The sequence below is a fragment of the Leptolyngbya sp. KIOST-1 genome (assembly GCF_000763385.1).
GTDB lineage: Bacteria > Cyanobacteriota > Cyanobacteriia > Phormidesmidales > Phormidesmidaceae > Nodosilinea.
The window spans coordinates 1655381-1681183 of sequence record NZ_JQFA01000002.1; the positions used below are offsets into that span (position 1 = coordinate 1655381).

At 54.4% G+C, this 25803-nt stretch carries 20 protein-coding genes; 11 read left to right on the forward strand and 9 right to left on the reverse strand.

Features of this window, described 5'->3' with window-relative positions:
• Positions 1 to 40: 40 nt before the first annotated feature.
• Positions 41 to 3175: an efflux RND transporter permease subunit gene (locus NF78_RS07285; protein WP_072016009.1), complete on the forward strand. Its 3135-nt coding sequence runs from the start codon at positions 41 to 43 to the stop codon at positions 3173 to 3175.
• 71 nt (positions 3176 to 3246) lie between these two features.
• On the forward strand, positions 3247 to 3729 hold the full coding sequence (locus tag NF78_RS07290) for a hypothetical protein (protein WP_035985536.1): 483 nt from the start codon (positions 3247 to 3249) through the stop codon (positions 3727 to 3729).
• A gap of 63 nt (positions 3730 to 3792) precedes the next feature.
• Here the strand turns inward: NF78_RS07290 and NF78_RS07295 are convergent, their stop codons facing one another.
• Complete coding sequence (locus tag NF78_RS07295; RefSeq protein ID WP_052049945.1) at positions 3793 to 5298, reverse strand: multicopper oxidase family protein; 1506 nt, start codon at positions 5296 to 5298, stop codon at positions 3793 to 3795.
• A gap of 384 nt (positions 5299 to 5682) precedes the next feature.
• Between NF78_RS07295 and NF78_RS29205 the strand changes: the two genes are divergently transcribed.
• From NF78_RS29205 to NF78_RS07310, 5 genes are all read left to right on the forward strand, one after another.
• Complete coding sequence (locus NF78_RS29205; RefSeq protein WP_072016010.1) at positions 5683 to 6087, forward strand: DUF2933 domain-containing protein; 405 nt, start codon at positions 5683 to 5685, stop codon at positions 6085 to 6087.
• Between the two features lie 313 nt (positions 6088 to 6400).
• The gene (locus tag NF78_RS29210; protein WP_072016011.1) at positions 6401 to 7426 is read left to right on the forward strand and encodes a F510_1955 family glycosylhydrolase; all 1026 of its coding nucleotides are present in this window, start codon (positions 6401 to 6403) and stop codon (positions 7424 to 7426) included.
• 152 nt (positions 7427 to 7578) lie between these two features.
• Positions 7579 to 8280 (forward strand): TVP38/TMEM64 family protein, encoded by a 702-nt coding sequence (locus tag NF78_RS07300; protein ID WP_035985537.1) that lies wholly within the window; start codon positions 7579 to 7581, stop codon positions 8278 to 8280.
• Positions 8281 to 9025: 745 nt separating this feature from the next.
• Positions 9026 to 9514 (forward strand): DUF305 domain-containing protein, encoded by a 489-nt coding sequence (locus NF78_RS07305; RefSeq protein ID WP_263970562.1) that lies wholly within the window; start codon positions 9026 to 9028, stop codon positions 9512 to 9514.
• A 364-nt stretch (positions 9515 to 9878) separates the two neighbouring features.
• Positions 9879 to 11807 (forward strand): copper-translocating P-type ATPase, encoded by a 1929-nt coding sequence (locus NF78_RS07310; protein ID WP_263970563.1) that lies wholly within the window; start codon positions 9879 to 9881, stop codon positions 11805 to 11807.
• On the opposite strand, the gene NF78_RS33225 is transcribed toward NF78_RS07310, so the two are convergent.
• Entirely contained in the window at positions 11736 to 12080 is a 345-nt protein-coding gene (locus tag NF78_RS33225) for an ATP-binding protein (protein WP_072016012.1), read from the reverse strand. The genes NF78_RS07310 and NF78_RS33225 overlap by 72 nt on opposite strands.
• A 202-nt stretch (positions 12081 to 12282) precedes the next feature.
• Between NF78_RS33225 and NF78_RS31800 the strand changes: the two genes are divergently transcribed.
• Entirely contained in the window at positions 12283 to 12489 is a 207-nt protein-coding gene (locus NF78_RS31800) for a hypothetical protein (RefSeq protein ID WP_035985540.1), read from the forward strand.
• 469 nt (positions 12490 to 12958) lie between these two features.
• Here NF78_RS31800 and NF78_RS07320 read toward each other — a convergent pair whose 3' ends face one another.
• The 4 genes from NF78_RS07320 to NF78_RS07335 all read right to left on the reverse strand — a co-directional run bounded on the left by NF78_RS07320 (position 12959) and on the right by NF78_RS07335 (position 18579).
• Positions 12959 to 14425 (reverse strand): iron uptake porin, encoded by a 1467-nt coding sequence (locus NF78_RS07320; protein ID WP_035985541.1) that lies wholly within the window; start codon positions 14423 to 14425, stop codon positions 12959 to 12961.
• 629 nt (positions 14426 to 15054) lie between these two features.
• Complete coding sequence (gene rppB, locus NF78_RS07325; protein ID WP_035985542.1) at positions 15055 to 16425, reverse strand: two-component system sensor histidine kinase RppB; 1371 nt, start codon at positions 16423 to 16425, stop codon at positions 15055 to 15057.
• On the reverse strand, positions 16394 to 17086 hold the full coding sequence (rppA, locus tag NF78_RS07330) for a two-component system response regulator RppA (RefSeq protein ID WP_035985544.1): 693 nt from the start codon (positions 17084 to 17086) through the stop codon (positions 16394 to 16396). The genes rppB (NF78_RS07325) and rppA (NF78_RS07330) overlap by 32 nt, the downstream gene beginning before the upstream one ends.
• A gap of 131 nt (positions 17087 to 17217) precedes the next feature.
• Positions 17218 to 18579 (reverse strand): MFS transporter, encoded by a 1362-nt coding sequence (locus NF78_RS07335; protein ID WP_035985545.1) that lies wholly within the window; start codon positions 18577 to 18579, stop codon positions 17218 to 17220.
• Between NF78_RS07335 and NF78_RS30955 the strand changes: the two genes are divergently transcribed.
• Positions 18578 to 18727 carry a hypothetical protein gene (locus tag NF78_RS30955; RefSeq protein ID WP_156119689.1) on the forward strand — a complete coding sequence of 50 codons (150 nt, stop codon included), beginning with the start codon at positions 18578 to 18580 and terminating at the stop codon, positions 18725 to 18727. The genes NF78_RS07335 and NF78_RS30955 overlap by 2 nt on opposite strands.
• A gap of 36 nt (positions 18728 to 18763) precedes the next feature.
• Here the strand turns inward: NF78_RS30955 and NF78_RS29225 are convergent, their stop codons facing one another.
• From NF78_RS29225 to NF78_RS07345, 3 genes are all read right to left on the reverse strand, one after another.
• Complete coding sequence (locus NF78_RS29225; protein WP_225885246.1) at positions 18764 to 19549, reverse strand: glycoside hydrolase family protein; 786 nt, start codon at positions 19547 to 19549, stop codon at positions 18764 to 18766.
• An 18-nt stretch (positions 19550 to 19567) separates the two neighbouring features.
• The gene (locus NF78_RS07340; protein WP_035985546.1) at positions 19568 to 22732 is read right to left on the reverse strand and encodes a CusA/CzcA family heavy metal efflux RND transporter; all 3165 of its coding nucleotides are present in this window, start codon (positions 22730 to 22732) and stop codon (positions 19568 to 19570) included.
• A 118-nt stretch (positions 22733 to 22850) separates the two neighbouring features.
• Complete coding sequence (locus NF78_RS07345; protein WP_035985547.1) at positions 22851 to 23582, reverse strand: cobalt transporter; 732 nt, start codon at positions 23580 to 23582, stop codon at positions 22851 to 22853.
• A 121-nt stretch (positions 23583 to 23703) separates the two neighbouring features.
• On the opposite strand from NF78_RS07345, the gene rppA (NF78_RS07350) reads away from it, so the two are divergent.
• Both rppA (NF78_RS07350) and rppB (NF78_RS07355) read left to right on the forward strand, forming a co-directional pair.
• Positions 23704 to 24399: a two-component system response regulator RppA gene (gene rppA / locus NF78_RS07350; RefSeq protein WP_035985548.1), complete on the forward strand. Its 696-nt coding sequence runs from the start codon at positions 23704 to 23706 to the stop codon at positions 24397 to 24399.
• A 6-nt stretch (positions 24400 to 24405) separates the two neighbouring features.
• On the forward strand, positions 24406 to 25776 hold the full coding sequence (rppB, locus tag NF78_RS07355; protein WP_035985549.1) for a two-component system sensor histidine kinase RppB: 1371 nt from the start codon (positions 24406 to 24408) through the stop codon (positions 25774 to 25776).
• The last annotated feature ends 27 nt before the right edge of the window (positions 25777 to 25803 follow it).

Consider the following 25803-nt stretch of genomic DNA (forward strand, 5'->3'; position numbering starts at 1 on the left):
ATGGTGAGCCACCTACCCTGCCAAATTTTGAACAACAGCGATGCTAGATAACATTTTGAAATGGTCGATCGCCCAGCGGTGGCTCGTGGTCATCGGGGCGATCGTGGTGACGTTTTTAGGCATTTACAACCTCACCCAAATGCCTCTGGACGTGTTTCCAGACTTTGCGCCTCCCCAGGTGGAAATTCAAACCGAAGCGCCGGGGTTGGCCCCCGAAGAGGTGGAGGCGCTGATTACCCTGCCCATTGAGAGTGCCGTCAATGGCACCCCAGGGGTCGAAACCGTGCGCTCATCCTCGGCGGTCAGTATTTCGGTCGTCAAGGTCATTTTTCGGTGGGGTACCGATGTCTACCAGGCTCGACAGCTGGTGACCGAGCGGCTCCAGCAGGTGCAGGAAAAGCTGCCAGCGGGGGTCGGCATTCCCCAAATTTCGCCGATTTCGTCGCCTATCGGCACAATTTTGATGTACGCCTTTACGGCGGAAACCACGCCGCTGATGGAGGTGAGGCGGCTGGTGGATCGCGATGTCACCAACCGGCTGTTGGCGGTACCAGGGATTTCTCAGGTGATTGCCTACGGCGGTGACGTGCGGCAGTACCAGGTGCTGGTGGATCCAGACAAGCTGGTGGCGTTTAATGTGTCGCTGCAAGAGGTAGCCGAGGCGACCGAGGCGGCCAACGTCAATGCCGCAGGCGGGTTTCTCAACACCCCCGATCAGGAGCTGATCATTCGGGGGGTAGGGCGGCTAGACTCGATTGAGCAACTGCAAGAGTCGGTGGTCGCCGCCCGAGATGGCCGCCCCGTAAAGCTGCAAGATGTCGCTGATGTGCGCATTGGAGCCGCCCTCCAGCGGGGCGACGGCAGCGTGGGGGGCCAGCGAGCAGTGGTGATGGTGGTCAACAAGCAGCCCCTCAACGACACGCCCACCGTCACACGGGCGGTGGAAGCCGCGATGGAGGAGCTAAAAGCGGCTCTGCCCGAGGATGTCGTCGTCACCGAAACCTTTCGCCAAGAAAACTTTATTGAGGCGTCGGTTGAAAACGTGCTGGGTTCTCTGCGAGACGGCATCATCATCGTCTCGGTTATTCTGCTGCTGTTTTTGATGAACTGGCGCACGGCGGTAATTACGCTGAGCGCCATTCCGCTGTCGATTTTGGTGGGCATGATCATTCTCAATGCCTTTGGTCAGGGCATTAACACCATGACCCTGGGCGGGTTGGCGGTCGCCATTGGCTCCGTGGTCGATGATTCGATTGTGGATATGGAGAACGCCTATCGCGGGCTGCGCAAAAACCAGCTGGCGGGCACTCCGGAACATCCCTTTAAGGTGGTCTATGACACCTCTGTTGAGGTGCGGGTGAGCGTTATTTTTTCCACCGTCATTATTGCGGTGGTGTTTGCCCCCATCTTTAGTTTGACCGGGGTGGAGGGCCGGATTTTTGCCCCCATGGGGGTGGCCTACCTGGTGTCGATTGTGGCCTCTACGCTGGTGGCGATGACGCTCTCCCCCGCACTCTGCGCCATTCTGCTGGCCCACTGCCCGCTGCCCAGCGATGAAACCTGGGTGACGCGATCGTCGCAACGGCTGTATCAACCGGCGTTGCGGTTTGTGATGGCCCGTGCCAAGTTGGTGCTGGCCATTGCCACTGCGGCGTTGGTAGCGTCGCTGGTGATGTTTTCGAGTCTGGGGCGGGTGTTTTTGCCAGAATTTCAAGAGCCCTCGTTGGTGAACGCCATGCTCCTGTACCCCGGCATGTCTTTGCAGGCCACTAACCAGGCCGGGATTGCCATGCAGGAGGCGCTCAAGGATGACCCCCGCTTTGCGACGGTGCAGCTGCGGGCGGGGCGAGCACCGGGAGATGCCGATGCCGGTGGGGTCAATTTGGGCCACCTCGATATCGAGCTGAGCCAAGCAGGATTGCGCGATCGCGAAGCCTCCATCGAAACCATTCGAGAAGAGTTTGCCCGCATTCCCGGCATTGCCCCCAGCGTGGGCGGGTTTATCACCCACCGCATGGATGAGGTGCTCTCGGGGGTGAGAAGCGCGATCGCCATCAAAATCTTTGGCCCCGACCTCGACCAGTTGCGCACCATCGGCAGCGATGTTGAAACCGCGATTCGCGATATCGATGGCCTGGTGGATCTGCAACTGGAGCCCCAGGTGCCCATTCGCCAGGTGCAGATTCAGTTTGATCGGCCCGCTGCAGCCCGCTACGGCCTCACCGTAGGGCAAATTGCCAGCGTGGTTGAAACGGCGCTCAACGGGCGCGTGGTGTCTCAGGTGCTAGAGCAGCAGCAGCTCTTTGATCTGCTGGTCTGGCTCCAAGATGACGCCCGCAACAACCTGGAGGCGATCGGCAATCTACTGATCGATACCCCAGTGGGCCAAAAAATTCCGCTAGCTCAGGTCGCTCGTATTGACTATGGCACTGGGCCAAACACCATCAATCGCGAAAATGTCTCGCGCCTGATTGTGGTGTCGGCTAACGTTGCCGGGCGCGATTTGGGCTCGGTGGTCGATGCCATTCAAGATCGCGTCAGCGCCTCTGTAGCGCTGCCGTCGGGCTACTACATTCAGTACGGCGGGCAGTTTGAGTCGGAGCAGCGGGCTAGCCGCAACCTGTTGGTGTTTGGGGGGCTGGCGATCGTCGTCATCTCTGTGCTGATGTATTTCGCCGTTAAGTCGGTGTTAGGGGTGATCATGATCATGGCCAACCTACCCCTGGCCCTGGTGGGGGGCATTGCCTCCATTGCGCTAGGTGGCGGGGTGGTGTCGGTGGCGTCGCTGGTTGGGTTTATCACCCTGTTTGGGGTGGCCACCCGCAACGGTCTGCTGCTAGTCGATAACTACAACACCAAACTGGCCCAGGGAATGCCGCTGCGCCAGGTGATTGTCGAAGGCTCCTCAGAGCGCTTGGTGGCCATTTTAATGACGGCCCTCACCTCGGCCCTGGGCATGGTGCCCCTGGTACTGGGCAGTGGGGCGGGCAAAGAAATTTTGCAGCCCCTGGCCGTGGTCGTTTTGGGCGGGCTATTTACCTCGACGGCGCTGACGCTGCTGGTGCTGCCATCCCTGTACGCCCAGTTTGGGCGACATCTGGTTCCCAAGGCGACGGATCTGCAATCGCCCGCAGAGCTTGAACCTGAGCCCCGCGATCCTGCTCTGGTGCAGTAGCTCACTCTTATAGGGCAGCCCAACGCTGCCCCTAAGCAACATCCTGTTTTCTTTTTTGAAGGAATAACGCTATGACCGTTAAGAAGACCCTGACCTTTTCCGCAGTAGCCCTCGGCCTGTCTCTAACCCTAGGTGCCTGTGGCAGCAGTGGAGAGCAAAGTAGTGCTCCCGCAGCGCCCGTTGCCGAAGCACCCGCTGTTGAAGCTCAAACAGCCCCCGAACCTTCCGCTGGAACGCAAGCTTCCCAAGGGGGACAGGTGGTTGAATCTGGCCCTTACCACCTAGAGCTGATCACCTCCAATGAGCCGACCGGGGTTCACCTAGATTTCTTTTTACAAAAGGGCGACACCCACGAGGCGATCGCCGATGCCAAGGTAGTGGCGCAAGTTCAGTCTCCCGACGGCACTCAGGAGTCTATCGAGTTGAGCTATGACCCTGACGGCGCACACTACACAGCTATGCTGCCAGCCACCGCCACCGGGGAGTATAACGTCGCTATTTTGTCGGATATCGGCGGCGAGAAGGTGAATGGCCGATTTTCCTTTATGAAGTAATTCGCGTTGACCAGAAACGCGAGTGGCTCAGCCATAGGTAGCCGCTCGCGTTTCCGTTTGCGCTCAGGCGGGCTGAATATCCACAGTGCCCATCATGCCAAGATCTTCGTGGTCAAGGATGTGGCAGTGGTACACCGTTTTACCTGTAAAGGTGCGAAATGGAATGCGGATGCGCACGGCTTCGTTGCCTTTTACCAGTACCGTGTCTTTCCAAGCCTGGTAGGGTTCAGGTTGTCCGTTGCGGCTGATCACTTGAAACGGGTTGACATGTAAATGAAATGGATGATCCATCCGGTCAGGATCGACGTTGGCCAATTCCCACTCTTCGATGGTGTTGAGTGTAGGAGTAATGTCGATCCGCTGCTCATCAAAGGTTTTGCCGTTGAACAAAAACGCCATACTCATACCTGGCCCCATCGCCATCGATAGTTCGAGGCGGCGGGTCACTGTGGGTTCTGGCAGAGGGTCTACACGACCTAGCTGTTGGGGTAGGGGTAGGGCCGCAACTGAACCGTCATAGGTCAGGGTGGCCAAAGGTTGGGCAGTGTCACCACCGCTCTGATGCGGCATATTCCCCATGCTGTGATTCATGCCGCCCATGCCACCGCCACCCATACCCATGCCACCCCCCATCATCATGCCGCCGCGATCGTAGGGGAGGTTAAGCAAACGATATTGGCCCGGTTCGCGGTTGCCCTGCACCAGCACTTCGGCCCGCTCGCCAGGGGCCAGCAAGAGTTCAGATAGCTCGATGGGAGCGGCGATCGCCCCCCCATCCGTCGCCACCAGGTGCAACGTATGCCCCTCCAGCTGCAATCGATAGAACCGGGCCGGAGACGCATTGAGCAACCGCAGCCGCAAAAGCCCGCCCTGGGGGATGGCTAACCCTGGATTGACCTGTCCATTCACCGTCACTATCGGCCCCTCGCGACCCATCATCATTGCCATCGGGTTAGGGGCGGCGATATCGCCAGCGCGGGTGATGTCAAAGTCTTGCAGCACCATAAACGCTTCTTGAGCAGCTTTGATTTCAGGCAGCTCATCCAGCTCGCCCCGGACGATAAACAGCCCGGCCAGCCCGCCAAACAACTGCTCGGCCACATGGCCGTGGTGATGAGGGTGATACCAAAACGTACCCGCCGGATGATCGGCTGGCAGGGTAAATTCGTAGGTCAAACGCTCCCCTGGGGGCACGCTGAGGAAAATGTTGTCTGCGTTGCCCTGGGGAGTAACGTGCAGCCCATGGTAGTGCAGATTGGTAGGTTGATTGAGCCGATTGGTGAAGCGAATCTGCACTGTGTCGCCGGGTTTGGCCTCTAGCCGAGGGCCGGGCATTTGACCGTTGAAGGTCAGCAGGTTGGCTCTGCGATTACCCAGGGGTACTGGCTGAACATTCGCTTCTAAATCAAGGCTTAGTAATCCTCCTTGGCTGTTGATAACTCGCCCTGGCAGCAGAGTAGGGCTAGCCGTAGAGCCTTGTGTTTGTGCTTTGGAACACTGAGAGAGCAGGATAGCTGCTGTAGCTCCCGCACTTAAACCCAAAAATTCTCGTCGTTTGATAGAGCGCATAGGTGCTTAAATTTCAACAACTCACTCAGGTAGCTGCCTTAAACAAGAGCTAATTTCTCACTACCATGACGATAGAGATTCTAGTAAACTGTAGAGTCAAGGCAGCGAAATAATACTTAGCGTTTCTCATAGCCATATTATGACTGAACTATGAAACGCCAATGAAATACAGGCAATATGAAAAATAGTTGATTGTCTAAATTCACTACCATCAACTTATGAAATCAAGATGAAATTACCCTATTCAATCAGGAAGGCATTAATCTTCATGCCTTGGAAAGACGTGAATGAAAATGTTATTGATGACTTGACTCTATAGCCGACTAGAGACTCTAGTATGGCAATAGTCACAAAATCGTTCCCGTCTTAAACAAGAGCAACACGATGAAAACAAAATTCAATGCCTTTGGCATGTGTTTTGACTGGAGAGTATTGGTGGGGCTAGTAGCCATTGGCATTGCTATTGCGATATTGGCACCGCAACTAACGCTGAGTGCATTACCATTACTGTTGCTAGCAGCCTGTCCGCTTTCAATGTTTTTGATGATGGTGATGATGAATCGAATGGACAAGGACTCAACTCCTGCTCCATCACACCGATCAGCGAGCCATTTACCCGCCAGTACACTCCTTAACCGAGATGTGCAACTGGCTCAATTGCGAGAACATCTTCAGCAATTGCAGACGCAGCACGAAGCGATCGCTCACCAGATTAATACATTAGAACAATCTGAACAGCGATCATCCAGCAGCTCTTCACTTAAGGCAGATCGTCATCTCAAGGAGTGAACTGTGTCGGATGAGATGAGAATCCTTGACATATCGGTGCTCGTTAGAGGAATTAATTCAAGCCGGAGCCGCCGCTAACATTCTACCCCAATACATAGAACAAGCGGTGCAAGAGATTCGGTTGAACCAAGTCCAAATGGAGAGACGAAAATAACAGCTCAGAGACTCTTTCGTTAGTGCAGAAATGGCGATCGCCCTACTGAGCGTTTGGAACCTCAATCAGTTCCAACCCCAAGCTTTGATCAGCCGCATAGCGACCCCTTGGCAGCATGATGGTATGAGGCAGTAACCCAAAAACTACGATAAGGACATTATGAGTCAGCCAAATTCAAACGAGGGAAAAGCTACAAAATGGTTAGCTTATGTTGTTCCTGCAACAATATTTCTCCTAATCTTGGGAGGCACAGCCTGGTTGTTTAGCCGTACCAGCCAGCCTACCGGCGGCAATTTGTCCAGTGCTGTATCTCAATCGCCATCGAACCAAGCAGATAGCGCACCAGCACCCACTACTTTAGAAGCATCTCTAAAACCAGCCGAAAACTGGCAAACAAATAATCACATTCACGGATTAACCGTCAGTCCTGACGATCCTCAAATTATTTATATTGCTAGTCATAGTGGGCTTTTGAAACGATCTGAGACGGGTCAGTGGTTTTGGGTAAAAGAGCAGTACGATTACATGGGGTTTATCTCGCACCCCACTGATGCAAACCGCTTCTATGCCAGTGGACATCCGCCAGAGGGTGGTAACTTAGGTTTTCAAGTGAGCCAAAATCAAGGGTTAGATTGGCAAGAAGTTTCCATGCGAGGGGTTGATTTTCATGCCATGGCGATCGCACCTAGCAACCCTGATACCATTTACGGCTTAGCTACATCTGGGCAACAAGGCTTTTTTGTATCAAACGATGCGGGTCAAACCTGGACAAAACAGCCTGCCAGTGGTTTAGAGGCAGTACCCTTTAGCCTTAATGTTGATCCTCTTAATCCAGAACGAGTGTTAGCAACAACACAAGCGGGGCTATATGAAAGTCAGGATGCAGGCAAAACATGGTCACTGATTCCCAGTACAGCCACTGCTCCAATCGCCGGATTAGCACTACAAGCAGAGGGCGATCAAACGACGATGTTGGGATACCGTATCTCTTCTACGGATGCTGGATTGTACCGTAGCGTGGATGGCGGACAATCCTGGGGACCCTGGAGCGATGAATTAGAGGGCACAATTTTATATATGGCTGCTGCTCCTACTAACGCCCAAGTTCTCTATGCTGTCAATGAGAACAATGTTGTCTTTCAATCACAAGACGGTGGCAAAACATGGAATGAGCTGGATTCGTAACCGTGAGTCAAATAATGCGATCGCTCTCACTGCTTGGAGATATCTAAAAAAGCTAGACAGCTGCGATCTATCCGCTGTGAAGGCGCTCCATAATGCTAACACTGCCCGTACACCAGAATGTTACAACAGGCAATCCCCTGGTTAGTCTTTTTATGAAGCGTAAGCGACTAGGGAAGCAGCGATTTCTCAATCGGCAGAATGCGATCGCCCTCAGCATTCTGTTGCTGTGCCTACTAATTTGCAGCTGGATTTGGGTTCAACCAGACTTTGATTTATTCTCTGCACAAGGTTTGGAGCAAGCTATTCAAAGCTGGGGATGGTTAGGAGTACTAGCCTACATTGGTATTCTAATTTTGTCTGTTGTCCTTAGTCCCATTCCAAGCGCTCCTCTGGCGGTAGCGGCTGGTATGGTTTGGGGGCCAGTTTGGGCAGGAATCTATAGTATCATTGGTGGCTTCTTAGGTGGTTTGCTGGCGTACTTTATTGGATACACCTTAGGGCGATCGGCTGTTCGTGCATTGACGGGCAAACTCATCTACTTTTCTAAAAATCGAGGAGAAGTTTATCTAGGTTGGGTAATCTTCATCACGCGCCTGCTTCCTATCTTGTCATTTGACCTAATTAGCTATGGGGCCGGTATCACAGGGCTTTCGCTGCCAATTTATGCCACTGCAACTCTACTTGGCATGATTCCATCAACCTTTTTTCTAACTTTTATGGGCTCAACTTTTGCAGTTAGTCTACCGTTTGGGATTGTTCTTTCTGTTTTGTTTCTGACTTTTTTGATTGGCTTTCCGTATGGCATTCATCGATATAACTGGTTTAACATGAGAGACATCATTCATGTGAAATAAGTGCTTGTCATAGTATTTCAACCGATTTAGAGGCAGAGCACAGTACCATCAACTTATGAAATCAGGATGAAATCACCCTATTCAATCAGTAAGAAATTGATCTTCATACCCTGGAGAGGTGTAAATGAAGGAATTCTAATCTAAATTTCTATTGTCAAATAGAAATTAATGGAGAATGATCATGCTTCTCAATCACGAAAAATATCAATCTAGCTTCGATGAAGCCATGGCTTGTGTAGTGGAATGTGAGCACTGTGCTGAAGCCTGTATGGGACAGGCAGAAATGGTGAAGTGTGCTCGGATGTGCCTGGATACTGGTGATAGCTGTCGCACGCTAGCAACCTTTATGGTACGGGGTTCCTACTTCATTGCCCCCTTAGCGAATGCCTGTGCCGAGATTTGTGAAGCTTGTGCAACTGAGTGTGAGAAACACGACATGGAGCACTGTCAAAAGTGCGCTCAGGCTTGTCGTACCGCAGCTAATACTTACCGTCGGATTGCCAATACAGCCGTAGCAACGAAATAACCACAGTTTTTGCTGCATTCTAAGTATTGAAATCCTGACTATCGCCAGTAATTTTTACTGGCTTTGATGGCTATCGCACAGATAGAATGCTCCGTTGAGCTTGCTGGAGTTGATAGCCAAGATTAGAGTTTAGGACAAGCAATTAAGCCTATCTCATCAACACTTCAAACCCCAATCATAAGGCTCATTAGGCGCATCTAATAAGGAGTATTAAACGACATGTCTACTCAAAAAGCGATGAAAAACGAAACAATGTTTATGGGAAAGTATGGAAGATTTGCCGCAATGGTGGCAACATCGACCGTTGCAATGTTCTTTCTGATGTACTTGAATGTTTACCGGCTAGATCACATTTACTTCAGTGAGACGCGAGTCTATATGGCTCTAATCATGGGAGCAGTCATGGCTGGTATCATGCTTGGCTTTATGCTAAATATGTATGGCAACCGAAAAGTAAACACAAGTATCTTTGTGGGCAGCATTATAGTATTTGCCCTGTCGCTATGGCTTGTTCGTAGCCAGACCACTGTTGGGGATATCGCCTGGATGAAGGCGATGATTCCGCACCACTCAATTGCAATTTTAACGAGTGAGCGGGCTAATCTCTCAGATCCGCGTGTTCAAGAGCTTGCCGGAGAGATTATTGAGTCCCAGGTTAGAGAGATTGATGAGATGAAGGCACTAATTGAGGAGCTTGAGAATAGATAATCACATACCAAGCTCAGTTCAGTATCTGAATTTTTCTACAGCCAAAATTTAGACTTCAATCTTAGTTGCATAGAAATAACCTCTAGGCTGGATGAAAATAAGATGTGTTGCTGCTCGGGAGTGATTTCATCCTGATTTCATACTTCTCTCGTAAATCTGTTCGTAAGTATCTTGGCGTTGGGTTCTCCTGGTCACTCAGGAAAAAGACCTACAGACAGATCCCCTGGTACTCACGTCAGTCAATAAGGGCGCAACCATGAACCACGACCACGCGACACAGCATGATCACTCTGGAATGCATCATGGCACTTCAGAGCATGGTGCTGTTTCTAGCCACGACAAACATGCGGGGCACAGCCCTGGGATGTTCAAAAAGAGGTTTTGGGTCTCCCTGCTGCTAACCCTGCCAATTCTCTACTTCTCGCCGCAATTGCAGGGCTGGCTAGGCTACGAGGCGATCGCCTTTCCCGGCTCAACCTGGATTAACCCAGTCCTTGGCATTGCCCTCTACTTCTATGGGGGCTGGCCCTTTTTGCTGGGGGCATGGCACGAACTGACAAGCCAAATTGGCATGATGACGCTGATTGCCCTGGCGATTACGGTGGCCTTTGTCTACAGCCTGGCGGTTTCCCTGGGGCTAGACGGTATGCCCTTTTATTGGGAACTGGCCACGCTGATTGTGATTATGCTGCTGGGCCACTGGATTGAAATGGCCTCAGTGCAGGGGGCCAGTAAGGCTCTAGAAGAACTCTCGACCTTAGTACCCAGTGCAGCCCACCGCATGCGCAACGGCCAGATCGATGACGTTCCCGCCAGCGACATTCAGGTAGGCGACATCATTCTGATTCGCCCTGGCGAGCAGATTCCCAACGATGGGGAAATCATTGAGGGCAGCACCAGCGTCAATGAGTCGTTTTTGACCGGCGAGTCTAAGCCGGTACACAAACAGGTGGGCGATGAGGTGGTAGCAGGCTCCATCAACACTGATGGCTCTGTGCAGGTCAAGGTCACACGGGTGGGTGAAGACACGGCGATTAGCCAGATTATGCGGCTAGTGGAAGAAGCGCAGTCGTCGCGCAGCCGCTATCAGGTGTTGGCTGACAAGGTGGCCTACTGGCTCACCCTGATTGCGATCGCAGCGGGCACCCTGACCTTTATTGTCTGGCTCACCCTGAGCGACCTGGTGTTTGCCATTAACCGAGCGGTAACGGTGCTGGTCATTACCTGCCCCCACGCCCTGGGCCTGGCCATTCCTCTGGTGATTGCCAACTCGACCGGGCTAGCCGCCCGCAATGGAATTTTGGTGCGCAACCGCGACTCGATGGAGCGGGCCAAAGATATCAAAATCATGGCCTTTGACAAGACCGGAACCCTGACCCAGGGTAAGTTTGGCGTGCAGCAGATCGCGGTAGACGGCATGTTAGAAGATGAGGCCCTAGCGATCGCCGCTGCCCTCGAAAATCCCTCTGAACATCCCCTGGCCAAGGCCATTGTTGACTCGGCCCACCAGCGTCAGCTTGACGTGCCCCCCATGAACGACTTCCAAACCATCACCGGACGCGGCGTGGAAGGTCAGGTCAATGGGCAGACCTACCGAGTGGGTCGGCCAGAATGGGTACAGGAGCAAAACCTGGCTTGGCCAGAGCCCCTGCAAGCAGCGCTCGATCGGGCTGATGAGCGGGGCGAAAGTGCGGTGGTGCTGATGGCGCTCGATCGGGCGATCGCGGTGATTTCGATGGCTGACCGGGTGCGCGACAGCGCCCGCACTACTATCGATCGCCTGCACCAGATGGGCATTCAGGCGGTGATGATTACCGGCGACGCCGAGGCGGTAGCCCGTGCGGTGGCTGAGGATTTGGGCATCGATCGCTACTACGCCCGCGTACTGCCAGAAGACAAAGTCAACCGCATTAAGGAACTGAAAAAAGAAGCCCCCACCGCCTTCGTTGGCGACGGCGTCAACGATGCCGCAGCGTTACTGGAGGCCACGATGGGGCTAGCCATTGGGGCCGGAACAAACGTGGCGATCGAGTCGGCTGACCTAGTACTGATCGAAGACGATCCGCTCGATGCCGTCAAGGCGCTGGTCTTGGCCAAAAAGACCTACCGCAAGATGATCCAAAACTTGTTCTGGGCTACGGGCTACAACATCTTTGCCATTCCCCTAGCGGCGGGGGTACTGGCAACCTGGGGAATTTTGCTGTCCCCAGCGGTGGGTGCCCTACTGATGAGCCTTTCGACTGTGATTGTGGCGATTAACGCGGTGCTGCTGCGACGGGCGAAGCTGGCCTAGGGGTGTGCCTGAACTGGCGAGGGGGAGCTTAATGGTAAAGGTGCTGCCCTTGGAGACGGCACTTTTGACGTGAATGCTGCCGCCATGGGCCTGGGCGATCGCCAGCGCGATCGACAGCCCCAGACCCGCTCCACCGCTCTGGAGTAATCGATCTTTCTCGATGCGGTACGGTATTTGCACCGGCTCCAGCGCCACCCTCACCAGCCACGACCCCACCGCCGCAATCAGGGCCAGAGCCAGGGTAACCCTAAGGCCATCCCTGGGCCGGGCCATCCATCGTCTAAGGAGCCCGAGCCGAAGGGATAGAGATTTTCACCGTCATTTAGTTCAGGCGCTCACCGCCCGAGGGGTGCAGGGACAGGTAAAGGGTGAACCGGCACGTGTCGGCAGTCGCCGCCTACTGCAGGAGGCCGGGATCTCTTCTCAATCCCTGGAAGCAGCCCTAGCGGAACTGAATGCCTAGGGCAAAACCGCCGTGGCCATTGGCAACCAAGCCGCTAGGGTGATCGCCATTTCGGATACTGTCAAGGCCGATTCTAAAGCAGCCATTGCTACCCTCAAAGCCCAAGGCACTCAGCCAATGATGGTCGCGGGCGACAAAGTGGACGCCATCAGGCACCTACAACGCAAACACGGCAAGGTGGCCATTATGGTGACAACATTAACTACGCCCCGGCACTAACTCAGGCAGCTGTGGGCATTGCCATCGGGGCTGGGGCTGATGTGGCCATTCAGGCCGCCGATGTCACCCTGGTGCAGGAGGAACTCTCCAAGGTGAATACCGTGCAGAACCCGTTTTGAGCATCTATTTACAGTCTGTTAACGATTCCCATAGCGGCTTTAGGTCTGCTGCATCCGGTAATTGGGGTGGTGGCCATGGTCGTTAGTTCACTCTCGGTGATCGGCCCACTCAATGCTGGTGAAGCGACTGTAATTTGAGAAGTCATAATGAATCTCCATGCTGTCTACGGCACCCATGGGTGAGCGCTGGGCACGGCTTAGGTCGTTGAGTGATCGAGCGATGGATTTAGACAAGCAATGGCTGCTGGAGGGCATCTGGAGCGGAGCTTAGGGAGAGGTCTAATTTCAACAAAAAAAGCTACTTTTTTGACTTGGCAAACCTAGGTAGCGAAAATCGCTAGCCTCTCAACTTAGAACCGGAAGGTGGCGCGCAGGACACCCCAGAAACCAGTTTCATCGGTACCACCCAGGTTGGTATCCCCATAGATGAGGGCAGGAGTGATAGTTAGGAATTCGTTAAAGGGCACCTCGTAGTAACCTTCAATAAGAGTGGGGTTGTTGGTGGTACCACGCACCTGGGGTAGCTGACCACCGTAAACGCCTAGCTGAGCACCCTCAGCCAGGAAATCGTTGATGCCAAGACCAGCGGTCCAGCTAAAGTCGTTGCCGCCGTTGTAGGTTTGATACGCACCATGGCCAGCGATGAAGAATCTACCAAAGTCAAGGTTCAACAGACCAGCATAGGTGTCAGTACCACCGGGTAGACCACCTTGGAAGGTGATAGACCGGTCGTTGTGTAGGTAGGCAATACCAGCATCTAGAAAACCATCGCTCAGGAAGCTAAGCTGAGCAATGTAGCTCTGGTTGGCAGCAGCAAAGATACCAACCGCAGGACTGGTAGCCTGGGGATTAGTGGCTGATCCGTTGCCAGCCGTGTAACCAGCATCAAAAACGATGCTGTCAGTCAGGGCGATGCTGATACCAACACCAGCACCGTTGGAGCTACTGCCGCCGCTGGTATAAAAAGCTGGTTCTCCATATTGGGCGACAGAGGGGCCATCAAAAGGAACGATGGTGTCGGTGACCCAGTCGTCGCCCTGAAGACCACGGGCAGAAGCAGTTAGAGTGATGCGGTTACCAACGGGGAATCGGTAGTAGAAGTCGTCAACGGTTACGTTGTAGTCGCTACCCCGAGCGTTGGCCAAGCCACCGAGCACACCTGGGGAAATGGCGTTACCATCACCAGCCTGCAGGCGAATACGCAAGCGATCGTCGCCAGTGAAGCTGGAGTCGAAGTTTAAGCGAGCGCGGTTGGCAACGCTGGTGTTTGCTTCACCGGTAATGCCGTCAAAAGGGGTAACCAAATGAAAGTCAGCTTGCCCCCGCAGCTTGGTGGTGGTGGAGAATTGCTGAGCGCGCAGGGCAGCGGTTTCAGCTTCGAGAGCATCGACGCGACCACGCAGGGTAGCCAGTTCAGCCTGGAACTCTTCTTGCAGGCGACGGATGGTAGCTAGATCGTCGGGGTTGATGCCCGACTGAGCGATTAAGGTGGCAATGACATCCAAGCAGGAGTTCAGACCAGCAGCGAACTCGAAGCGCGTGAGGCTGCGTTGACCACGGAAGGTGCGGTCAGGGTAACCCTGAATACAACCGTAATTCTCCACCAGGCTTTGCAGCGCCTGGAAGGCCCAGTCGGAGGGCAGCACATCGGTCAGATCCGACACGCTGGTGATCTGAGCCAGTTGAATCGAGTCTTGGTTGAAGCTGTCCACTTGAACGGTGGCCGACTCAGCAGCGACAGCTGTACTAGAAACAGCCACAGCAACACCCCAGGCAGCGGGTACCGCTAGCAAAAATCGCCACATTAGTTTAGTCATTCGGGAATATCTCCTCACACTGGATAAAACTGGATAGCGTCGGTGGGTGGCATAGAGCCTCTCAATTTCGACGTATAGCTGTGGTCACCGAGATTAGGACAATCAGAAAACGTTCCACCATTAAAACGTTTCAACCTCTAGAGAGGTCATGCCTTAACTAGACTGGCCACAGCTATACCAGAAACATATAGGAAATCTGCGGCGGTAAAATGAGAGCCACTTGGAAAATAGCTGAGTGTCTAGTAAAGGCTGAATTAACGGATTAACAAGACGTTAAGAACCTATTTATAAAACCGTCAGAACAATATCTGTTTAACGCCATAAAACACATGATAAAAAGGTTATGCAAATCATAATGTGGGCGTGAGACTTATAAGAGGGGATCTAAAAATGCGGCTCTGAGACGATGGTGCAGTATGTATCATCGGCGTCGAATTTCTATGGCAAGACTCAGGCGGGCTCATAGCATATGTTGGATGTCCAGCGGAACATCCATAATTGGCTGAGGCAACAATAAGGATTAGGGAAGCGGGTAACTCCGACGATAGCGATAGGCCTTTGCTCTCACCCCTTATTCACCCAGAAAGTCAGCATATCCTCTGTATCAGAGGGTTTCGATGCATCTTCTCTTAACGAACCGGTGCCGCGAGCGGTAGCTTAATACTAAAGGTGCTGCCCTTTGAGACGGCGCTTTTGACGTGAATGCTGCCGCCGTGGGCCTGGGCGATCGCCAGCGCGATCGACAGACCCAGACCCGCTCCGCCGCTCTGGCGAGACCGATCTTTTTCGATGCGGTAAAAGCGATCAAAAATTCGGGGTTGATCGTCGGGGTGAATGCCCACTCCGGTATCTTCTACCGTAATCAGAGCGTGCTTATCTACGGCTCTAAGGCAAAGAATGACTTTCCCGTTGGCAGGGGTGTGCTGTAGGGCATTGCTGACCACATTCAGCACCAGACGGTAGAGCTGCTCTTCGTGACCAATCACCACCAGGGGCGGGGTTGCAGGCTGATCGAGCACTAGGCCAATGCCCTTGGCCATAGATAGCGCCGCCATCTCTTCCTCAATATCGCTCAGCACGTCTTGTAAGCAGCAGGCAAAGCCAGGGGTAGCAGTTTGGATATCGAGCCGCGACAAGAGCAGCAGATCGCTGACTAAGAGGGTTAGGCGATGGTTTTGGCGAGCAACCACCTGGAGTGTATCTCGCGCCTCCGCATCGGAGATGTCTGGCAGCCGAATCACCGACTCGGTGGTGGCTTGAACCGCCGCCAGCGGGGTTCTCAGCTCGTGGGCGGCATCTGCCGTAAACTGCTGAATGTTGCGGTACGACATTCGCACTGGCTTTAGCGCCACCCCCGCCAGCCACCACCCAGCGATCGCCGTGAGCGCTAGAACAATGGGTAGACCTAACGCCATATTCCAGCGAACCGTGGCGAGGTAGGCGGCAAAGTCATTGAGCGAACGGCCCACCACGACCCGGCCCACCAGTTGTTGATCATCGAGGGCATACAGGGGCAGAATAATCTGGCGGTAGGGCTGACCCGACCCATCGCGCAGGCTTTGCCAAAGGGCAGAAACATCAGGGCTGGGTAGTCCTGGGGGGTAGTCACCAGCGGTCGCAACTAATGCCCCATTAGTGCCTAGCACTCGGATATAGTAATTGCCGGAGTATAGGTCGCCGGGGTGATAGTGGTTCTGGCTGTGCTCAAAGGGGGCCAGGCAGGGATCCCCAGTTAGACAAAGGCTCGGCAGCAGTTCAGAGGAACCGCTCTCAATCTGATCGCCAGAGGTGAGAGATTTCTCTAGGTTGTCGTGAACGGCTTCAGCGACCGATTTTAGCTCGCGATCGGCGGCTACCCGATGGGCGTGGGCGATCGCCTCGTACATGCCCAAAGCACTGATCGCCAGCACGACGGCCATGACGCCGGTATACCAACCCGTGAGCTGCCAGCGGCTGCGGCGAAACAGTCTATTCAGCTTTGAACCGGTATCCCATGCCATAGACGGTTTCAATCATATCGTCATAGCCATACTGCCCCAGCTTACGGCGCAGCAGCCGCACCTGGGCCGCCACCACGTTGCTGATGGGCTCTGCGCCAAATTCCCACAGCTGGTTGAGCACCTGCTCTTGGGTGAGAATTTGGTCGGGGTGCTCCATCAAATATTGCAAGAGCTGAAACTCTTTTTGGGTCAGTTCAATCGCCTGCTCGGAGGCGGTATCACTGTGCAGCAGGGCAATTCTGCGATCGCAGTCCAGCGTCAGCGGCCCAACGTGAATCTGAGCTGGCTTGAAGTCAGCGGGGCGGCGTCTCAAGGCCCGCAACCGGGCCAGCAGCTCATCCATGCTGAAGGGTTTGACCAGATAGTCATCGGCCCCGGCATCGAGCCCGGCAATCCGGTCTTCGATGCGATCGTTGGCGGTCAGCATGAGAATCGGCAGCGCATTCTGCCGTGCCCGTAGCCAGCGACAGATCTCTAGCCCCGTTAGCCCTGGCAGCATCCAGTCAAGTACTCCAAGCACGTAGGTGACAGTGCTGCTCTCCAGATAGGTCAGCGCTTCATCCCCAGACTGCACCCAGTCCACCACGTAGGCTTCTTGAGTTAGCGTGCGCTTAATCGCTCGCCCCAAGTCGGGCTCATCTTCGACCAGCAAAATACGCATTGATAGTGCTCAAGCTACCGAAAAAAGGGTGGCAGCCAGTGGTTATCCTCTCCAATCTAAGACCGTAACATCTGACTATGAAACCAGGATGAAATTACTATGCCAAAGAGCCTGTCACCCCGGCGGCTCATTTAGCCAATCTCATAAAGCTCTGATTGGAGATTGTGATGAAAGTGAAGATGGCTGTGAGCATCTCTAACCTTTTGATTGCGCCTGTGGCGATGCCAATGCTCTTCATCGTGGAAGTGTTGATGGTCGTGCCACAGCCCACTGGGCCACTCGGGCTGTGCAATGGGTCGGAAAACGAGTTGAGCAATACTCCAAACCGCTACACCAATTAGACTGCTCCCCAAAAAAGTAGCCGTAGAAAAATGGCTCCCCATCCATCCTGCCAGGGGATAAGAGAACGCCCACCACAGATGGCTCCAGGCAAAGTGGGCACCGTAGACTCGACCTTGAATATCGACAGCTACCCGATCGGCAATTAAGGTTTGGGTCGGCACATTCACCAGGGTTTGCCCTGCCCCGGCGACAGCCCACAGCAGCAGTAGCCCGCTCAGGCTAACCCAATTTGCGGGTAAAAGAGCCAGGGTAATCAGAGCCGCCCCCAGGCCAGTGAGTACCGTCTGTTTCGGCCCAGGGTTGACGGTGCCTAGACCAATGGATGCCAAGGTTGCCCCTATACCAAAGGCGGCCATAACCCAGCCATACTCCAGCTTGCCCATTTGAAGAGTGCCCTGGACATACCCGACGGTGTTGACCAAGATGGCAGCCCCGGCGATCGCCGCCACCAACTGCATGACTAAGGCATATCTAATCATTGGATCATTGAGTAGACAGGTGGTGCCCAGGCGAATATCCTGGAGCGTCCTGCGAACTGTTCTAGCCTCCTGCGGTTGCTGCGTGACCATCAGTTGCCCTGGCAGAGTAACGATCAAAATGGCAGCGGTCAGAAACGTGATGCCATCTAGAAAAAATACCTGCCGGGTACCCACAAAGGCGGCAACGCTACCGGCTAAACCGGGGCCAAGTACGCCTAAAAGCTGATAGGTAGCACTGGAAAGGGCGATCGCCCTGGGGTACTCCTCAGATGTCGCGATCAAGGGAATAGTGGCGGTGTACGTGGGCGTAAAAAAGGCAGAGAACATGTTCAGGGCCAACACGATCGCGTAAATTTGCCAGATCTGGGTGACAAAGGGCAGCAGACACACAATTACCATCCGCGCCAAATGGGTGATGACCATAATGCGTTTGCGGTCAATGCGATCAGCGATCGCCCCCGCTAGCGGCGACAGCACCACGTAGGCCACAACTCGCAGGGTCAGCGCTCCTGACAAAATCAGCCCAGCGTTTTCGTTTGCCAACTCAAAGGCAAGTAGCGCTAACCCCAGCCAAGTCAGGGCATCACCAACCAGGTTAATGGTCTGGGCCGCGTAGAGGCGAGCAAAGGTAGGATTTCTAAGACACTGTAATAACCGAGGAGTTGGAATCATGGGGCTTAAACAAGCTCATAAAGCTTACGGCAAAACTTGGATTACAATTCTAGGATATCCCCCCTGGGGGCATTTTTTAGGAGTTGAAAGATACATTCATGATGGCGAGCATTTCATCATTCTTTCATCGCCTGGAAAAGCAATTTAAAAGTCCAAGCGAAGTCATCCGCTTTAGATCTGAAATTCAATTCCGCAGCTCTTCACTGAGTAGCTGTCGATAGAGACTAGGCAAATAAGGTGTCATCGAGTTATCCTCAATGCCGTTGCCCAGACTTGTCCAAACATTAGATAGTTCAGTCAAGACTTCTTCAACTCGATCTTCTTTAAGCAAAGCTAAAATATCAATATTCCATTGATGATGATCACTGAGCCAGCGATATACCACAATATCCTGATACTGTGGCTCGAAGCTGTAGGTCATTCCATGATTAGTCTGGTGGGGATGTGGGTGATACTTGACGGCTTTCTCTATCCAGGTAGAAGTCAGGAATTGATATCGCCCAGCCGCCGTTGAGCACTGACCTTGGTTTGGGCCAGTTTTAATTGGCCTACATTGGTTGGGGTGTTGTCCTAAATCATGGACATGTTTACTGCCATACAAAAGAAAATAAGAATTTTTGCTATTTGACTCACTGGCCGAGATAGTTAACATCAGTGCTCGAATGTACGGATCACCGTCTGACATAGCTAAATCAGGTAGCTGCCCGAGTAAAGGTGATTGAAACCGAAGATGACTCCCCGGCTGTTCCAGAACAAGACCGATAATGAGGAATAATCCCAAAATAGGGAAAAGGGGCCAATATTTTTTAAGGCTAGAGGATTGAAATCGAAATCCTCTCTTTTTAAGAGGCGATGATTTTGTTGTAGGTAAAGAGCTGTCTTGTGTCATAAATTTTTGGCTCAAACAGTTTGAAGTGATGAGTAAAAAATGCGCGATCTCATTTTTCGACAAGGTGACGAGATCGCGCATCTAGCTCATCTTCACTAACTACTGCCTTGCCCCTATGGTAGAACCCGCCGCCGCATTGACAGCGATCGCAACCTCCAAGGCAGTTTGCTTTCGTTTTGGCATCAGCCACTTACCAAACTTGGCGTAGATCGCCGGGATCACCAGCAGCGTCAGAGCGGTGGAGGTGAAGAGGCCACCCAGCACCACGATCGCCAGCGGTTGCAGAATCTCATTCCCAGCCCCGCTGGCGATCGCCAGGGGCAGCATCCCCAACGCCGAGGTCAGCGCCGTCATCAAAATGGCGTTGACCCGGTCAAGCGATCCACCAACTATCACCTCCTTGAGCGGTAATCCCTGGGCGAATTTGCTGTTGTAGTTATCGACCAACAGCAGGCCATTGCGCACGGCCACACCGAACAGGGTAATGAAGCCAATCAGCGAGGCGATGGACATCACGCCGCCGGTCAGCAGGATGGAGATAATGCCCCCCACCAGCGCCAGGGGCAGGTTGATCATGATGGCAACCGTAGCGGGCAACGACTTAACCGAGAAGAACATCAGCACGGCGATCGCGATCGCCGCCAGAATGCTGTAAATCAGCAAGCTGCTGGTGGCCCGCTGCTCTGACTCAAACTGGCCCCCGTACTGGATGAAGTAACCGTTGGGCAATTGCACATTCTGCTGAATCTGGGCTTGAATATCGCCCACCACGCTGCCCAGGTCGCGCTCGGCCACGTTGGCCGAGACCACAATCAGCCGCGACACATCTTCCCGATTCACCACATTCGCCCCCATGCCGTAGTCAACGGCGGCCACATCCCCCAGAGAAATCGTCTCGCCCGTGGGAGTAGCAATGGGGATAGCGCGAATCGCATCCAGGTTGTTGCGGGCCGACTCTTGGAGACCGACGGCAATATTGACCAACTGCTGGTCTTCCGGCACCTGGGAGACCACCCGACCGTTCAGCGCCGTTTCTACCACATCGGAGATCGCCGCCATGCTGAGACCATAGCTCGCGGCTGCGGTGCGATCGTACTGGATCTGCACCTGGCGAATGGGCAACTGCGGCTCTAGCTGGAGGTCAACGACCCCTTCAATCGGTTCAATAGTGTCGCGTACTTGCTCCCCAATGCGGCGCAGTTCTGCCAGGTCGGGGCCAAAGATTTTGATGGCGATCGCACTTCTCACCCCCGACAGCACCTCATCCATGCGGTGGGAGATAAACCCGCCAATGTTTGGGGCTACCCCCGGCAGCGCCAAAAACGCCTCCCGCAGTTGTTGCACACTGGCCTCCCGGTCTTCCAGGGCCAGGTCGCTGAGTTCAATATCGACGTGGGCCATATTCACCCCCGCTCCATCGGCATCACCAGGGGCGCGCCCCGCCCGCACCTGCACCCATTCGTAGAGGGGGTTATCTTGCAGCGTTGTGGCCAGCGCTATCCCCGCCCGATGGGTGATATCCAGCGACACACCAGGGAACAGCACCATGGAGTTAACCAGGGATTTTTCCTGAAATTCCGGCAAAAACACCCGCCCTAAGGACGGCACAATTGCCATAGCTGCCACCAGCGCCGCCAGCGCCAGCGCCAGAATGAGCTGGGGTGCCCGCATCGACAGGTTTAGCAGCGGACGGTAGAGCCGCTCCGCCCAGCGCGATACAAACGTCCCCTCCTGGGGCAGGGTTTGGTTAGCCAGCAAAATGGCACAGAGGGCGGGCGACAGGGTCATCGCCACCAGGGTAGAGGCAGCAATGGAAAGCAGATAAGCCAAGCCCATCGGCGCAAAAATTCGCCCTTCTACCCCGGTCAAACTAAAGATCGGCGCAAACACCACCACGATAATCACCGTGGAAAAAATTACTGCCAGCCGTACCTCTACCGAGGTGTCGTACACAACCTGGAAGGGGTGCTTGGGGTTGCCCTGGGCCTGGTTAGTGCGCAGACCGCGATAGCAGTTCTCCATATCCACAATCGAGTCATCGACCACCGAGCCAATGGCCACCACCAGACCGCCCAGGGTCATAGTGTTGATGCCCAAACCAAAGGCTTTCATGAACATCAGGCCAATCAGCAGCGACAGGGGAATGGCACTGAGGGTGATGATCGCCGTGCGCCAGTTCATCAAAAACAGCAGCATGATGACTGACACAATGATGATGCCCTCAATCAGCGAACCGCTGACGTTGCCAATAGCAGAGTCGATAAAGTTTGACTGGCGAAAGGTGCGGGCCATCTGCACGTCGGTCGGGAAGGTGCGCTGCAAATCGGCAATCACCGCTTCCACCGCCTGAGTCACCGTGGGTGTATCCACGTCCGGCTGCTTGTTGATCATCAGCACGATGGCGGGAGCACCATTAAAGCTGGCATCGCCTCGCTTCAGAGCGGCCCCGGTCTGCACCTCGGCCACGTCTTGCAGCAGAATGGGTTCGCCATTTTCGACCTTGACCACCGACTGCTGAAGGTCGTCAATTGACTGCACCTGGCCCAGGCCGCGCACCAGCAGCTCTTGGCCACCGCCGATCAAAAAGCCGCCAGGGGCGTTGGAGTTCGCGCCACGGGCCGCGTCGGTGACCTCATTGAGGGCCACATTGCGATCGCGCAGCTGCTCCGGATTCACCAAAACCTGCTCCTGCCGTTCGTCACCGCCGTAGACGGTCACCTGCGTCACCCCCGGCACCGACAAAATCTGCTGGCTGAGGGCACCGTCTACCAGGCGGCGCAGATCCAGCATTGAGGTCTGGCCCTGGCCATTGAGCGTAAAGGAATACATCAAAATCGTGCCCAGGGGCGAGGCCAGGGGCGATAGCTCGGGGGTGTGAGCACCCGCTGGCAGCTGGCTGCTCACCTGTTGCAGGCGTTCGGTGACCAACTGCCGCGCCTGGGCAATATCGGCCTCTTGGTCAAACACCACCTGCACCATCGATAGGCCCACTTTTGACGAGGAGCGCACGGTGGTTACACCGGGCAGGCCGTTCACTGCGCTTTCGATGGGCACGGTAATTTGGGTTTCCACTTCTTCGGGGGCCAGGCCAGGGGCCTCGGTATGGATATCGACCTGGGGCGGCGCAAACTCGGGAAACACATCCAGCGGCATTTGGGTGAGGCTGAAAATGCCCCAGATTGTGACCGCAATGGCAGCGGCCACGATAAACCACCGCTGGGCAATGGAATTTTTGAGGGTCTGGTTCAGAAGTGAGTTAAACATCTAAGTAATATCTGAGAAAAAGATACCGTCCGTCGCACCAGCGCATCTGTTGCATGGCAACCCCGATGGCGAGGCGACAACCTCCTGCTGGGGCATTGATTTGGAGCAGCAACCTGCGCTAGTAGTCCCCTCTTTTGCCGGAGTAGGTGCCATCAGAAAAGCGGCTCTTCTTTTTGCGACCGCTACTTAAAAAGGTCATTGCCCCAGTTACTACGGCAGCCGCTGATGTGACTCCGACTACAAGCGCCCACGGAAAGCCTCTGGAGGGTGCAACGGTTTCACTCGCTTGAGCTAGATCACCATCTGGGGGGGCCGTTTCACTGGACTGAGCGAGATTGCCAGTGGCATCGTGGCTGTGGGGAATGCCTTGGGCATCGGCCTGGGCATGGTTTTGAGGGGTAACGAGTGCCTCGGGGCTGGTAGCTGCATCAGCAGTTTGGGTTTTGCGTGATTCGGCATAGAGCGAGAGGCTGCCCTGGGTGACAAGCTGCTCCCCTACCGATAGTCCATCGGTAATTTCAATTAGGTCGCCCTGGGTCGCACCAGTCGTTACCGGCACTGGCTCATAAAAATTCTCGTACTGCACAAAGACAAGCTGTTGACCGGCATCGTCCACCAGGGCCGTCACCGGAATCAGTACGGCGGCGCTGCCATCGGCAGCAGACTTAATGGAGTTAACCTCGATCCCCAAGAGGGAGTCGGTCTCGGCCTTGACCTCGACCCGGTTGACGCCGCCTTCGGCCTGGAATTCATCGCCGTGGCCCACGTGGGAGATTGCGGCTTTGGGTACAGCTAGAAACAGAACGGTAATTAGAACGGCTTCTAGAAAAGGCTTTTGGGTGTAACGCATGGTTCCTCACTCCGAAATTTGGGTACGGTCGGTCGTAGTCTGCCAGAGACCAGATGAAATCGAGGTGAAACGGCGGGTCGTTCTGTAAGATCAACGTCGTGAACTGTTGTACCCCGACGCTATGCGAATTTTGCTGGTGGAAGATGAGGAGGATTTGGGACTGGCGATTAAGCAGGTTTTGATGGGTGAGAAGTATGTGGTGGACTGGGTGACCGATGGTGCCCAGGCCTGGTACTGCCTCGAAAACCAGTGGACGGACTACACCTTGGCCATTGTTGATTGGCTGTTGCCCGAGCTGTCTGGGCTGGAGCTATGCCAGCGGCTCAGGGCATACCAAAACCCTTTGCCGGTGCTGATGCTGACTGCCCTGGGCCAGCCCGAAAATCGCGTCACTGGGCTAGACGCCGGAGCCGATGACTATTTGGTTAAACCCTTTGTGATGGAGGAACTGCTGGCGCGGCTGCGGGCAATTCAGCGGCGATCGCCCCAGCTCCAGCCTCAGCAGTTGACTGTGGGCGCTTTTACCCTAGACGATGCCAACACCCAACTACAGGTTGAGCTACCCGGTCAACCTGCCCAGACCATTCCTCTCACTCTAAAAGAGTTTCAGGTGCTGACCTACCTGATGCAAAACTGCGATCGCATCATTCCCGGCAGCAAAATTCGCTACCAGCTGTGGGATCTTGACGACGAGCCAGTGAGCAATGTGGTGGCCGCCCAAATTCGCCTGTTGCGCCGCAAGCTGGCCAAGCATGGCTGTGCCTGCCCAATCGAGACCATTCCTGGCCAAGGCTATCGTTTCAACTCATCCCTGTAGCTACCCATGAATAGCCAACAACTCTTTCGTCGCAGTCGCACCCGCTTGGCCCTCTGGTATGCCGGGGTCATGGCGATGATTTTGAGTCTATCGGGGCTGGGGATCTACCGGGCGCTGATTCAGTCAAACTGGGCTGCCCTAGAGCGAGAAATTGAATCGATCGCCGGGACGCTCCACGACAGCCTAGAACCCATGCTGCCCCCGTCGGCAGACCCGACCGTTGTTTTGCAGCAAATTTTTCCGGATCTGTGTGTGGCAGGGCAGGTCTGTGTGCCCCAGCCTACCGTGATTCAGCGCCATACCATTGGCATTAGCGATCGCAGCAGCTACTACATTCGCCTGTTCAATCACCATGGCGAACTTTTGGCCTTTTCGCCCAATCAGCCCTTGCCCCTGCCCCAAACTGTGAACCCTGCCCTGTGGCAAACTCTACAAAGCGACAATGGCACTCGCTACCGCCAGTTCACCACCATTTTGCACAGTGCCGATGCCCATCCCACCAATACTGATGGCCATGATCATCCCTCCTGGGGGCACATGCAAATTGGGCGCACCCTGGCCCCCTTTGATGCTGAGGTGAAGCGTATTCAGTGGGTGTTAGCCATAGGGTTGCCCCTGGCTTTGGCCCTAGTAGCAGCCTCTAGCTGGTGGCTGGCGGGTCTGGCCATGCAGCCGATTTACCAGTCTTATCAACGGCAGCAGCAGTTTACCGCCGATGCCGCCCACGAGCTCAGGTCGCCTCTGGCCAGTTTGCTAGCCACGGTAGAAGCGATTCTGCGACTGCCACCAACCCTCCAGCAGGAGGTTACACCCATGCTCCAAACCGTAGAGCGCCAGGGCCGTCGCCTCAGCCACTTGGTCGGCGACTTATTGTTGCTGACCAGCCTGGAACAGGACGCCTCACCCAAATCGTTTAAACCCTGCTGTCTCAATGATTTGGTCGCTGATTTAACCGAAGAATTCTCGGAACTGGCCACCGTCTCAGATATCCACTTGACCAATCAAATTCCCGATGTCGAAATTTACGTTTTAGGACATGAATCTCAACTCTATCGACTCGTCTCTAACTTAATTGCCAACGCCATTCAGTACACCACCCCAGGCGGGTCGGTGCTGGTGAGCTTAGAGACTCGCGATCGCACTGCTATTGTTGCCGTCAAAGATACCGGGGTTGGTATTCCCCTAGCTGAACAAAACCGTATTTTTGAACGCTTTTATCGGGTCGATAGCGATCGCTCTCGCAAGACTGGCGGCACTGGGTTGGGGTTGGCGATTGCCAAGGCGATCGCCAAGAGCCATGGGGGGCAGTTAACCGTTGCAAGCCAACCCAGAGAGGGCAGTGTCTTCACCTTGCGATTAGCCCCTATTTCTCACTAGCAGAAGTTCCGAAGTACTGATAGACAG